Below are 12,808 nucleotides of genomic sequence, written 5' to 3'. Positions count from 1 at the left end.
TTTCCTCGGTGGGAGCAAGGGGGGAAGTCGGTGTCGCCGAGGGGGGCCGCTCCTGCCCCGGGTGGGGGCGGGGCAGGAGCGGCCCGGCTCAGAGGGTCAGGCGACGCGGGCGTAGTGCCGGTCGATGGAGGCGCGCAGCTGGTCCATGGAGCGCTTCTCAGCGGCCTGGGCGAGAGCGACGTTCACGGCTCCGGCGATGACCTCGGTGGGGGCGTCGAGGGTGAAGTTGGCGCGCCACAGGTAGCCGCGCTCGAAGTTGGGGTCGTCGAGGCCGTGGCCGGTGAGGGCGATCTGGCCGGTGTCCTCGTTGACGGCGACCTCGATGTTCTCGTGGCGGAACACGCGGGTGCTCAACGGGTCGAGGTCGCCGAAGTTGTCGCCGCCGCGCCGTCCCTCTGCGAATCCGAGGTCGCCGAGGGCGGGGGTGAGGTAGCGGGCGACCTGGTCGGTGTACTCGTACAAGGTGGTTTCCTTCCTGGGTTGAACCGGCTTGAGGGCCGCAATCCCTCGAACCGATGACTCAATAATACAGGTCATTTAATTCGGTGTCTACCGGGCGTTCGGCGGCGCATCCCGGAAGAGGGTTTCGAGGTCGGCCACCCCATCGGCTTCGGGGCCGCCGTGCGTGACCAAGAGCGCGAGAATCGCGAGGTCGCTCCCGTACAGGAAGTAGACGCCGTCGGTGCGCGCCGCGTCGGGCAGCGGCGCCAGCACGTGGGTGAACGTCCCCAGGCATTGGCGGAGCCGCGCGGTCTCCCGCGCCGCGGCCCGTCGGCCGGCCTGCACGCCGATGCGCAGCGCGAGCACGGCCAGCAGGGCCGTGCAGGCAACGTTGACGGCGATCAGTGCCCCGCCGGTCACGGCCGCACCCGGTGCGCCGCCTCGGCGGCCTGCCGGGCCCCGGCTGTCGGACACGTCCGGATCCCGCTACACCGGCGCGCTGTGGGCGGTGCGTGGCGTGTGTGCGTTCGCGTGGCCATGCGCAGTGAGTAGCCCATTGCGTCGCTTACGTCTCGCCAGGACGTAAGGCGCGGATTGCCCTACGTTGCGCGGCTGAGGGTCCCCAACCCAACCACCCAACCCCTGTCGGGGGGCGGGTTGACGTGGCAGGGAGGGGACCCTCATGGGTGCCGAGAACGTGTTCGTCGCTCAGGTACAGCGCATCTGGCTGGCGCCGGTCGGTACGGCCGCGCCGGACGGGCCGCTCGTGGCGATGCCGTCCGGCTGGTACGACATCGGATTGTTCACGCCGGACAGCTTGAACTGGGCGACGGATCCGCAGTTCGAGGAAGCGAAGGCCGCGCAGTCGAACTACCCGGTGCGCAGGTGGCAGACCGAGGACGCCGCCACCCTGGAGGTCGACCTGATGGAGTGGTCCCTCCAGTCGTTCCGCGCGGTCTACGGCGGCGGAGTGATCGAGAAGGTCACGCCGACCGGGGACCCGGCGCCGGCCGCGTACTTCCGGTTCACCCCGCCCGCCATCGGTTCCAGGACCGAGGTGGCGGCGTGCCTGGAGCTCGGTGACGGCGCCAAGCGGCTGCGGCGGATAATCCCCCGGTGTGAGCAGGCCGAGGGTGTGGAGCAGAACTTCGAGCGGACCTCCGCGTCCACGCTGCCGCTGCGCCTGAGCGTGCTGGGAGGTGACGTGGGGGCGCCGTACTACGACATGATCGCCGGTTCGTGGGCCGCGTTCGATCCCAACCCCGCGTAGCGCAGGCCGTCACGTGGCGGGAGGGGCGGGGGCTTGCATGGTCCCCGCCCCTCCTGTGTTTCCCGCCAGGACGTAAACGGCCGGTTGGTCTACCTTGCGCCCCGCACCGACAACGATGGGGGACACGGGATGCTGGACCTGGATGCCGAGCGTAACGAGCGCATGGAGGCCGCCCGGGCGGCCCGCGGGGAGGAAGCCGGCCCGGAGCCGGTGCGGCTCGGCGGGCAGGTCATCGCGCTGCTGCCGGCGGAGCTGCCGATCGACGTGCTGGAGCCGATCACCCGGGTGAAGGTCGATACGGCGCTGCTGTTCAGGTCCGTGATGGACGCCTACAAGAGTCGCGATGAGGCCGAATCGACCGCGGCGCTGGTCGACATGCTCGTCGATCTGGTGATCATGAACCCGGATCTGCCCGCCGAGCTGGTCGAAGCGGTCAAGGAGATGGGGCGGCGGATCCTCGGCGCGGACGGCTATGAGAAGTTCGTGGCGGCCCGCCCGTCTCTGCAGGACGGCGGCGCCCTGATCAAGGGCCTGGCGAAGAAGTACTCGATGAGCTCGGGAAAGTCCTCGCCGTCCTCCGCCACCTTGAGCGGTGGGACGACCTCGACACCGATTTCCGCCACCACTTCGGAGTCGACCTCAACGGCGTCTGGCGGCGACCCGGTGACCCCGGTTTCCTCGGAGCCAGACGGTTCCTCGCCTACGTCGAGCGACTCCCCGACGATGCCCTCATAAGGACGACGGCGGAGCAGCGGGCGAACCCGTGGAACCGCACCGATGAGCTGCTCGCCCAGCTGATCGAGGAGGTCGGGGTGCTCGCGGCCGACTTCCGGAGGAAGAAGCCGCGGACGGTGAAACGTCCATCCTGGTTGTCGGGCCCGGAGGGCAAGACGGGCATGGACCGGGCGTTCGGAATCATGATGGCGACGTCGAAGACCATCACGTGACAGCGGGCCCGGGTACAGCGGTGAGCCGTACCCGGGCCCGCTGTCACATGGGGGCGGCGGCGATGAACGACCCGGCGGACGCGCGGACGACGCCGCCGAACCCCGCCCAGGTGACATCGTCGACGTACAGCACCGTCGACGCCGGCGGAGTGCCGCCCATGCGGGCCTCCAGGTGGGCCTCCACCGTCCCGTCCGGGGCGGCGACGTCCAGGATCCGCTGGACCCACACGCCCGCCTCGATCGCGCCGACCGCGCTGTCCTCCCGAATGACGTCACCGTTGCCGTCGTACCAGCGGACTGCGAATCCGGCGTCCGCCCACGGTTCGGTCGTCTGCAGCCAGGCGGCCGCCCGGTACTGGTAGCCGGGCACGGCGGGCATCCGCTGGCCGAACGTCACCGTCTCGGTGACACCGTCCGGGGTGACCTGCGCTGCACCGCCCCCAGACTGCGGGACGGTGTCGGTGTGGGCGATCTCCCCGCCGTTGACCTGCCACTCGTAGACCTCGAATTCTGCATCGAACGGCCAGGTGGAGGTCTCCGGTATGCCGCCCGCCTGGACGTTCAGCGTGCCTGGCTCGGTCACGGTGACGGTTCCGGTGAAGTGGACTCGGAAAGCCTCGCCGGGGTTGAGCCAGAACCACAGGTCGCCCAGCAGACTGCCGTAGTAGAACGCGGGGTGCATCTCGCTGAAGCCGCTGAAGTAGTGCAGCCAGGTATCGATGGCCACCAGCGACGCGGTGGGCCCGAGGAGCTGCGCGCCGGTCGCGACGCGCACGGGTGCGACCGCGGTGAGGGTGAGGACGCCCTGCACCTGGTGCAAGCCCGGCTCAACGTCCACTCCGAGGCCCGGCACATCGGCGTAGTTTTTATCGGCTGGGACCGTCACGTCGGCGGGCAGGATGGTGTGCCGCCACGGCGACACCGGCCCGGCGGCGCCGCCCGGGACGGCGCGGTGCAGCCGCCCGTCCGCCCCGGCGTAGACGGCGATGCACCCGGCCGGCGGCGTGGGCGGCGTGGGAAGCTGGGCGAGCTCCAGCGGAACGAGATGACGCGACACCGGACACCTCCCCTCAGGTTCAGGCGGTGTGGGCGATGATCACGGCCCGGTAGCCGTTCTGCGTGAGCGGCACCCCGGCCGAGAGGGTCACCGTGTCGTCGGTGGCGGCGACCTTCTTGACGTCCACTTCCTCGTTGGTGGCCACGTCCCACACCTGCACAACGATGGCTTTGGTGCCGAGGCCGTGGGTGATGGTCCAGGTGTTGCCCGTGGCGGCGGGTCCGGTGGCTTCGTGGCTCGCCGCGCCGCCGCCGGAGGTGAGCGGGAACGGCGAGAACGTGATGCTGGTGGTGCCGATCGTGATGGGGCCGTCCGTGGTGATCCACCACGCGGTGTCGGCGTGGATGGTGCCCTCTTCGACGGTGACCCACAGGCCCGGTGTCACCTCCGTGCCGGTGTCGGCGTCGGCGGTGCGGGTGAGCGGCTGCCCGGCCGCGGCGAAGGCGTACAGGCCGTTCTCGGCGGCCGCGGTCTGGTTCTTCAGCAGCAGCCGGTCGCCGGCGGCGAGGGTGACGCCGTCCAGAGTGGCCGGCGCCGCGGAGACCGGGACGTTGCCGGTGGAGGCGACCCGCACCGACCCCTTGTAGTCCAGGGACGAGATCGCGCCGTTGATGAGGGTCTTGACCTGCCCCCAGGAGGGGACGCCGGTGTCGGCGCTCGCGTCACCCACGTTGGTGAGCTTGCCGCCAGCGAAATCGTAGTCGCCGGCGAGCATCTTCTTCACGGCCATAGCGGTGCTCCTTAGCTGAGGTGGGCTCGGCCGGCGGTCGCCGCGCCGAGGGTGACAATCACCGTCGCGGTGTCCGGGCAGAACACGTTCGCGTCGATCTCGTGGCCGTCGACGTCCTCGACGGCCACGGCGGGGCGGCGGCCGAGGTCGTGGGGGATGGCCCACTCCTTCGCCGGGACGTCCTGGTGGTGGATGTGGAAGCCGCCGCCGGGCCCGGCCGGGCCGCGCTCCCCCGCCGGGCCGGGTGGTCCTTGCAGGCCGGGCACGCCGACGCGGACGGTCGTGGGCCGGGTGGTGAGGCGGACGACGGTGCGCTGCTCGGTGACGCGAACGATCACGGGATCGGTCACCGCGTCACCCCGGGTTTCACCATGACCGGGCCCTCGATGAGGAACTGCTCGCGGCCGCTGGGCGCGGTGAGCAGCAGGTCATAGACGGCGCTGGACCAGGCGAACGTCGCGGTGACGGCGGAGGGGATGAGCAGCGTGATCCGCGCGGCCGGGCCATCGATGACGATTCCGCCAGCGCGGGTGTCCAGGTGGTGCAGCAGCGTCGCCGACCCTGCGCAGGGCCGGATGTCCATGCGGGCGGCATAGCCGGTCAGGACGACCGGGCCGCCATCGTCTTCGACGTCGAGCTCGTGCTCGAAGGTCGCGCCCTGCTCGATCAACAGAGGAAGATTCGCGGCAGTCACATCGGCGGATGATGCCAGGATGCGCGGCTTACGTCCCAGCAGGACGTAAGCGCCGATTTTCGCCACGCTGCCCCGCCGGGGGTGGGGGATGGCCGAGGAACTCGGGGGGGTTGACGGCGGCCGCATCAATCTCGATGTGGTCGCTGATCTGTCGGCGCTGGAGCGGACCAAGCTGCAGCGGGCGATCGACAAGAAGATCAAGGGCGCGAAGGCGCGCATCGAGGCTGAGGTCGACACGCGGCGCCTTCAGACGCTGGAGGCGGTCAAGGTCCGCGCGTCCGTCGACCGGGCTGAGCTGAAGAAGGACCTGGCCGGCGCGTTGAGGGACGCGGCGGCGGGCGGCGGGGTCGACGTGAAGGTCACCCCGAAGGTGGATCGTGACCGGCTGAAGACCGATATGGACGCGGCGGCCCGCGACAGTGAGCCCACGGTCAAGGTGCACACGTCCACGACGCAGGCACGTGATGAGCTGGGCCGCTTCACCAAGGAGAGCAGCCGCCAGCGGGTCAACCTGGACGTGCGCGTCGACCAGGCGGCGGTCCGCCAGGCCGGGAACCTGGTGGCCACCCTGGGGAAGGTCGGGGCGACCGCGGCCGGCTTCACTCTGGTCGCGGCCGGGGCGGGGGCGTTGGCGAGCGGGTTGTTCGCGGTCGCGTCGGCGGGGTCGCAGGCGATCGGCGTGCTGAGCGTGCTGCCGGGGGTGGCGTCGGCCGGCGTGCAGGGGTTGGCCACGCTGCTGGTGGGGTTCAGCGGCGTCGGGTCCGCCTACTCGGCGCTGGGGCAGGCGGACAAGGCGTCGGGGGCGTCGGCATCGGCTGCGGCGGCCGCGCGCGAGGCGGCTGCGGAGAGGATCAAGAACGCGGAGCGGGCGATCCGGGATGCGACGCATGCGCGGATGCTCGCAGGTGAACGGGTGGCCGACTCCAGGGACGCCCAGGTGGAGGCGGCCAAGGCCGTTAAGGCGGCCGAGGAGCGGGTCGCTGAGGCGATCGCCCGCGTCGCGGAGGCACGTGATCGTGCGGCCGAGGTCGCCGCCGACGCAGCCGACCGGCAGGAGGCGGCGGCACGGCGCGTGGAGATGGCCGAGCGCCGGTATGCCGAGTCACAGCGTGCCAGCCAGCGGGCAACCGAGGCGCTGACCGAGGCACGCAAGCAGGCCCAGGAGCGCCTTGAAGACCTGGCCCTGGCCGTGCGGGGCGGCGCCCTGGACGAAGAAGGCGCCAAGATCGGTATCGAGCGGGCCAAGGAGCGGCTGGAGAAGACCCTCAAGGACCCGTTCGCCTCTGACCTGGACAAACGCGAAGCGCAGCTTGCGTATAAGCAGGCGCTGCTCAGGCTGGATGAGGTCCGTGAGCGAAACGGGGACCTGAACGAGGAGCAGGCTGAGGCCAACGCTCGCGGGGTCGAAGGCTCCAAAGAAGTCGAAGCGGCTAAAGAGCGAATAACCGCCGCAATTCAGGCGCAGCAGGACGCCGAGTATGAACTAGCTCAGGCGCGCAAGGCGGAAGCGAAAACCGCCGTCGACAACGCCAAGGCGATCGCGGCGGCCAACAAGGGCGTTTCCGAGGCGATCCGCGGCGTGGCCGAGGCGCAGGACGACGTCAAGCGCGCCCAGAAGGCGCAGCTGCGGGCGGCCCGCGGCGTCCGTGAGGCGTTGTGGGATCAGATGCTCGCCGCCGAGCGGCTCAAGGACGCCCAGGCCGAGCTGGTCAAGGCACGCAAGGCGGCCGCCGCCGACCAGGGCGGCGGTGGCGGGGTGGATCCGGCGGCGCAGGCCTTGGCCGAGCTGTCGCCGAAGATGCGGGAGTTCGTCCGGTATCTGCACTCCGAGGTGCGGCCCGCGCTGCGGGACCTGAAGTGGGACGTGCAGGATGCGCTCGCCCCGCACCTGAAAACCGCCGTCGAGAAGTCGATGCCGCTGCTGGGCACCCTCAAGGAGGGGCTGACCGACACCGCCAGCGAGATCGGGAAGGTGCTCTCCGACCCGAAGACCGGGCTGGCGTCGCTGCTGTCTGGCAAGCAGTTCAACCTCGATGTCCGCACCATCATGGCCGGGAACACCAAGGCGGTCGGCTCATTCGGCCGGGCCGGGGTGTCGGCGCTCTCTGGGCTGCGCAACATCATGGTGGTCGCCACCCCGCTCGTGGTGAAGTTCGCCGGCAAGGTCGAGGACCTGGCCAAGACGTTCGACGAGTGGACGGGCAAGGCCCGTCGCGACGGCTCCATGCGCGAGTACTTCGATCGGGCGTGGGAGACCGCGTCGAAGCTGTGGCGGATCATCAAGGGAGTCGGCGGGGCGATCCTCGCGATCGGCAAAGCCGCGGCGCCCGCCGGCGGGACCCTGCTGGAAGACCTCGCCGTGGCCGCCGAGAAGTTCAACCGGTGGGCCAACCAGCCTGAGGTGCAGGCTCGGCTGAAGCGGTTCTTCGACGAGCTGGTGCCGCTCATGCGCGAGGCCGGTGGGCTCATCTCGGACGTGGCCAAGTTCCTCGGCCACCTGGTCGAGGCCGTCGTGGATGACGGAACCCTGACCGATTTCATCGCTTTCCTGCGTGACGTCGTCGGCTGGCTGGATGCGATCACGCAGAACACCGCGATCGGGGAGATCGCCAAGTGGGTGCTGATCGTCGGCTTGGTCGCCGCGGTGTTCGGCACGCTCGCGGCGAAGCTGTCCGCCGTCACCAAGGGATTGGGCCTGCTGGCCAAGGCGGGCAAGGGGTTGGCGGGTTTGACCGGCCTTTCGAAGCTGTTCGGCGGCGGGGGCGATAGCAAGCCGGGTAGCGGGAAGGGGCACGGCGGCGACTGCGAATGCTGCTGCGGTGACGGCGGCGGTGATGGCGGGGATTCTGATCGGCGCCGCAAGAAGGGCAGCAAGAGCAGCAAGGGCGGCGGGTCGTCGAGTAACCGGCCGGCTCCCAAGGACTCCAAGTCCTCTAAGACCTCCAAAACCTCGAAGACCTCGAAGACCTCGAAGACCTCCAAGGACTCCACTTCCAAGTCCTCCAAACAGCCCGCTTCCAGCAGCAGCAGCGGCGGCAAGCACCGCAAGCCTTCCAGTAGCAAGGGTGGTCTCCTTGGCGGGCTGGGCAGCCTCATCGACGTCGAGGGCCTGGCCAGCGCGATCCAGGGCGGCCAGAAGAAGGGCAGCCGCGCGGCCGGCGCTGAAGCGCTGCGGTCCGGATCGGCCGGGGCAGGGATCGGCGCGCTGCTCGGCCCGCTCGGCGCGCTGCTCGCCGGCGGCATCGGTGCGAGCGCGGGCGTACTACGGGGGTCCGGATCGGATCCGCGGAAGGACCTCGGCGCCGCAGCCATCCTTGATGCGCTCGACCAGTCGTTCGGAGGCATCGGGTCGATCATCGAGGCCGTCGCGTTCCCCGAGAAGATCGGCGAGATGATCAAGGGCGGGGCGGCGCGCGTGCCCGGCGCCATGGCCGATGTGCAGGGCGCCATCAGCAAGGCGTGGGCGGGCGTGTGGAAGGGCGTGGAGCACGGCACCGAGACCGGCGCCGCGGGTACCTCGGCCCGGCTGGGCGGGTTCCTCGCGACCACGAAGGGCAAGTTCGTCGAGCTGTCAGCGGACGCGCCGCGGAACATCCAGAGCATGTGGGCCGACATCCAGCGGGATCTGGCCGCCGGGATCACCCCGTCTCAAGCCAAGATCGATGCGTTCATTCAGGCTGGTGGCGGATCGTTCCTCAAGCTGGGGAAGGACGCGCCCGCGCACCTGAAGACCGGTTGGGCCGGGGTGACGGCCGGGATCGACACCTTCACCTCGCAGGCGGCCAACAAGCTGGGCGCCTTCACCAACTCCGCGTCCGGGAAGTTCCTGACCCTGAAGCAGGACGCGCCGGCGCATGTGCGGGGGCTGTGGGCCGACATCCAGCGGGACCTGGACGCCGGGGTGCCGGTCGCGCAGAAGAAGATCGACGACTTCATCGCGGCTGGCGGCGGCCGCTTCCTGGACCTGCGTAAGGGTGCGCCGGAATCAGTGCGGGCCGCGCTCGGCGACATCAACCGGGACCTGACGGCCGGACTGGGTGCGGCTGCTCTCAAGCTGGGTTCCTTCGTCGCGGACGGCGGCGCGAAGTTCCTGAGCATGCGGCGGGATGCGCCGCCGCACCTGCGCGGCATGTGGGCCGACATCCAGCGTGACATCGACGCCGGGCGGCAGCCGTCTCAAGCCAAGATCGATGCGTTCGTTCGGGCCGGCGGCGGATCGTTCCTCAAGCTGGGGAAGGACGCGCCGGCCGCAACGAAGAAAACCTGGTCGGACATCTCCGCCGGGGTCGACCCCGGACTAGCAGCGGCGAAGACCAACGTCATGAAGGCCACGAAGGCGATGCAGGACGCGTTCGGCTCGGCCAAGGAGGGCATCGGTAAGCACTGGGCGAAGATCCCCGACGTTCTGCGAGCGCCGATCGCGTGGATCGTGAACACCGCCTACGGCAAGATCGCTGAGGTCTGGAACGGCATCGCTCGCGCCGTGCACCTGCCCGAGCTGCCGGTGTTGAAGTTCGCGCGGGGCGGCGTCGTCCCGGGTGGCGGCTACGGGGTGCTGCCCGGCTACTCGCCGGGCCGAGACCGGATGCTCGCGGCGGTCGCTCCTGGGGAGGCGTGGCTGCGGCCCGAGCTGGCGCGGGCGCTCGGCACCTCATGGGTGGACGGCGGCAACCGGGCGGCCCGCACCGGCGGCGTCGCCGGCGCGGCCCGGTTCCTCGCCGCGGGCGGGTTGGCGTTCGCGAAGGGCGGCACCGTCCCGGCTGCGGGGAAGGGCGGCGCGGGCGGCAAGAAGAAGCCGGAGCAGTCGCCGTTGGAGCGGGCGTTGTCAGGCGTCAGTGCCAAGTTCAAGGCGCTGTTTTCCAAGGGGCTCGGCGCGGGCGCCCGGGTCGCGCTGACTCCGCTCAAGAAGGCGGTCGCCGCAGCGATCGGTGATCGTACGGCGCTGCAGCGGCTGCTGGCGGCGGTACCGAGCAAGATGATCGACCAGGTGATCGCCAAGCTCGACGCCAAGGACGGCGAGCTCAACCGGGACCGTGGCGGGGTGCTGCCGCCGGGTCGTTCCCGGGTGTTCAACGGCACCGGCACCGATGAGTGGGTGCTCACCCCCGGCGCGGTGGCCACGCTGGGCGGGCCGCGCGCGGTGCAGGCGTTGAACGAGGGCGGCGGGGTGGCGGCCTTGTATCGGGGGGCGCGGTCGTCGGCGCGGGCGGTGGCCCGGCCAGGTGGAGGTGAGCGTGGAGCGGCGCCGGTGACGGTGATCGTCAATCCGCAGCCGGGCCAGGACGAGCACCAGATCGGTGATGCGGCTGCGCGGCGGATCGCCGCGCGGGTGCGGTGACAGGGGGCGTCATGACGAACCGAATCGCAGCGGCCTACGACGGCAGCACCAGCGGCCAGCTCGTCCACACGGTCGCCTTCACCCCGGCGACGGCCGGCGCGCGGCTGATCCTGCTCATCTCCTCCTACAACTCGGTGGTCGGCGTCTCGGCCGGGTGGACTCTGGACCATGTCGCGGACGGCTGGAACCACTGCTACGCCTACAGCAGGATCGCCGACGGGTCGGAGACGTCGGTCTCCATCACGACCACCGGTGAGGTGGGCGACACGCGGGTGCATGCGGTGCTGTGGGAGCGCGACGACTGCGCGTTGCGCCGCTTCCAGGGGGCGACCTCCTCGGAGGATCCTCCGCTGTCGATCGTGGCGGCCGTGCCCGCCAACCTGGCGGTCGGCCAGGTGTTCCTGGTGCTGAACGCCCCGGACGCGATCGCCCTGCCGAAGGTGACATACAACCAGGGGCTGGCCCAGTACCGGGCTGTGGCGGGGGACGGCAGCAACAGCCTGTTCGCGGCCGGCAACCTGCCCGCCGCCGGCAACCGGACGTACACCGTGTCCGGGACGGACCTGGCCGGCAACAACCCCAACGTCCTGCTGGTGGTCGGCTACGGCTCCACCGACACCACGGCGCCGAGCTCGCCGCCGAACCTGCGCACCACGTCGATCACCGGGGAAGCGATCTCGATCGCGTGGGATGCGGCGACCGACAACACGGCCGTCACCGGGTACGGCATCTACAAGGACGGCGTCAAGCAGGGCGCCGACCAGACCGCCCTGACCTCCACCCTGTCCGGGCTGACGGCCGGGCAGTGGTACCTGATCGAGGTGGACGCCCGGGACGCGGCCGGGAACCGGTCGGCGCGGACGTCGATCAACGTGCTGGCGGTCACCGACACCACCCCGCCCAGCCCTCCGGCCAATCTGCGGCTGGGCGGGGTGTCGCACACCTCGGCGACGGTGGTGTGGGATGAGGCGAGCGACGACATCGCCCTGGCCGGATATGGGATCTACCTCGACGGCGCCAAGCAGGGCACCGATCAGACGGCGCTGGAGCGCACCCTGACCGGCCTGGCCCGAGGGTCGGCGCACACGGTCGGAGTGGACGCCGTCGACACGGTCGGGCACCGCTCACCCATCGTGGAGCTGGCGTTCTCCACGCTCGCTGACACGCTGCCGTCTGAGCCGCCGGGGCTGACGGCGACGGCCGGGCAGGAGACCATCACCCTGGCCTGGTCGGCGGCCACCGATGACCTGGGGATCGCCCGGTATGATGTGCTGCTCGGCGGGGAGGTGATCGCCGCCACGGCGCCGCTCACACTCGGCTATGTCATTGAGGAACTGGACCCGGGCACCGTCTACGACGTCGCGGTGCGGGCGGTCGATGATGGCGGCGGCCGCGGCCCGGCGGCGACGGTGCAGGTGGCCACGGCGGCGGCGTCCTGGACGCCGATCGAATCGCCGGTCTACCGGCTGGGCGGGTGGGCCGGCAACGTCCGCGACGCGCACGGCGTGGAATGGGTCGTCCAAGGTGAGGAGGGGTGGTCGTCGACGCCGGAGCCGATCCCGTTGGAAGCCGACCTCGACGGCGGTGATGGTGCTTTCTCCGGGCCGGGCACCTACGGGCAGCGGACGGTGGTGCTGGAGGGGGTGGCGATCGCCCCGTCCCGGGTGGCGATGCTGGCCGCGCAAGAACGCTTGACGGCCGCGCTGCACCCGCGGCAGGTGAGCACGTTGCGGGTGGTCGAGGCGCACCTGTCCCGGCAGGCCCAGGTGCGGGTATCCGATCAGGTGGAGATCGTCGACCGGTCCGCGACGGTGTTCGAGTGGACGATCTCCGTGTCGGCGGCGAACCCGCGGCGCCAGGCCGTGCGCGGCATCTGGCGGGAAGCGGCGATCACGTCGCTGCCCGGACAGGCATCGATGACCGCTGCGCTGTCCGGCGACTATCCGACGATCCCGGCGCGGCTGCAGGTGTGGGGGCCGATCCGGAACTGGACGATCACCCATCAGGAGTCGGGGTTGGTGATCCGGTCCAAGCCCGGCACGGTGCTGCCGGCCGATTCGCGGTACAGCGTGGAGATCGACCTGGCGACCCGGCTGGTGCTGGCGCATGTGCCGCCGGAGGTGTGGCCGGAGCCGCGGCCGGGCCGGGGCCTGCTCGCGGTGTTTCCCGCCCAGTTCTTCCTGCAGCCGGGCCCGAACACGCTCGTCTTGGCCGGTGAGCCGGTGGCCGGGCAGGTGGGCGTGCCGCGCATGGTGGCCGAAGCCATCGACTCCTGGATCTGACTGGGGACGTTAACCGCTCATCTCGGCAGGATGCCGCCCCGAGGGGCGG

At 70.7% G+C, this 12,808-nt stretch carries 11 protein-coding genes; 5 read left to right on the top strand and 6 right to left on the bottom strand.

Annotated features, from left to right (window positions below):
* Positions 1–96: 96 nt before the first annotated feature.
* Together ACQP10_RS38215 and ACQP10_RS38210 are read right to left on the bottom strand one after the other, a co-directional pair.
* Positions 97–462, bottom strand: coding sequence for a hypothetical protein (locus tag ACQP10_RS38215; RefSeq protein WP_433541992.1), 366 nt, complete (start codon positions 460–462; stop codon positions 97–99).
* Between the two features lie 87 nt (positions 463–549).
* Positions 550–861 (bottom strand): hypothetical protein, encoded by a 312-nt coding sequence (locus ACQP10_RS38210; protein ID WP_433541991.1) that lies wholly within the window; start codon positions 859–861, stop codon positions 550–552.
* Between the two features lie 262 nt (positions 862–1,123).
* Between ACQP10_RS38210 and ACQP10_RS38205 the strand changes: the two genes are divergently transcribed.
* From ACQP10_RS38205 to ACQP10_RS38195, 3 genes are all read left to right on the top strand, one after another.
* Positions 1,124–1,711: a hypothetical protein gene (locus ACQP10_RS38205; RefSeq protein WP_433541990.1), complete on the top strand. Its 588-nt coding sequence runs from the start codon at positions 1,124–1,126 to the stop codon at positions 1,709–1,711.
* 129 nt (positions 1,712–1,840) lie between these two features.
* Positions 1,841–2,446: a hypothetical protein gene (locus ACQP10_RS38200; protein WP_433541989.1), complete on the top strand. Its 606-nt coding sequence runs from the start codon at positions 1,841–1,843 to the stop codon at positions 2,444–2,446.
* A gap of 77 nt (positions 2,447–2,523) precedes the next feature.
* Positions 2,524–2,658 carry a hypothetical protein gene (locus ACQP10_RS38195; RefSeq protein ID WP_433541988.1) on the top strand — a complete coding sequence of 45 codons (135 nt, stop codon included), beginning with the start codon at positions 2,524–2,526 and terminating at the stop codon, positions 2,656–2,658.
* A 43-nt stretch (positions 2,659–2,701) separates the two neighbouring features.
* On the opposite strand, the gene ACQP10_RS38190 is transcribed toward ACQP10_RS38195, so the two are convergent.
* Genes ACQP10_RS38190 through ACQP10_RS38175 form a run of 4 tightly spaced genes read right to left on the bottom strand, consistent with a single transcriptional unit; the run spans position 2,702 to position 5,205 of the window.
* Positions 2,702–3,715, bottom strand: coding sequence for a hypothetical protein (locus ACQP10_RS38190; RefSeq protein ID WP_433541987.1), 1,014 nt, complete (start codon positions 3,713–3,715; stop codon positions 2,702–2,704).
* Positions 3,716–3,734: 19 nt separating this feature from the next.
* Positions 3,735–4,445 (bottom strand): hypothetical protein, encoded by a 711-nt coding sequence (locus tag ACQP10_RS38185; protein WP_433541986.1) that lies wholly within the window; start codon positions 4,443–4,445, stop codon positions 3,735–3,737.
* A gap of 11 nt (positions 4,446–4,456) precedes the next feature.
* A complete protein-coding gene (locus ACQP10_RS38180; RefSeq protein ID WP_433541985.1) occupies positions 4,457–4,795 on the bottom strand; it encodes a hypothetical protein in 339 nt (112 codons plus the stop codon).
* The gene (locus ACQP10_RS38175; protein ID WP_433541984.1) at positions 4,792–5,205 is read right to left on the bottom strand and encodes a hypothetical protein; all 414 of its coding nucleotides are present in this window, start codon (positions 5,203–5,205) and stop codon (positions 4,792–4,794) included. The genes ACQP10_RS38180 and ACQP10_RS38175 overlap by 4 nt, the downstream gene beginning before the upstream one ends.
* Before the next feature lie 22 nt (positions 5,206–5,227).
* On the opposite strand from ACQP10_RS38175, the gene ACQP10_RS38170 reads away from it, so the two are divergent.
* Both ACQP10_RS38170 and ACQP10_RS38165 read left to right on the top strand, forming a co-directional pair.
* Positions 5,228–10,477 (top strand): hypothetical protein, encoded by a 5,250-nt coding sequence (locus ACQP10_RS38170; RefSeq protein WP_433541983.1) that lies wholly within the window; start codon positions 5,228–5,230, stop codon positions 10,475–10,477.
* Positions 10,478–10,488: 11 nt separating this feature from the next.
* A complete protein-coding gene (locus tag ACQP10_RS38165) occupies positions 10,489–12,759 on the top strand; it encodes a fibronectin type III domain-containing protein (RefSeq protein ID WP_433541982.1) in 2,271 nt (756 codons plus the stop codon).
* The last annotated feature ends 49 nt before the right edge of the window (positions 12,760–12,808 follow it).

The sequence above is a fragment of the Streptosporangium sandarakinum genome, assembly GCF_050942225.1.
GTDB lineage: Bacteria > Actinomycetota > Actinomycetes > Streptosporangiales > Streptosporangiaceae > Streptosporangium > Streptosporangium nondiastaticum.
Note: the sequence above shows the minus strand (reverse complement) of the source record. Positions and strands in the feature narration are given on the sequence as shown.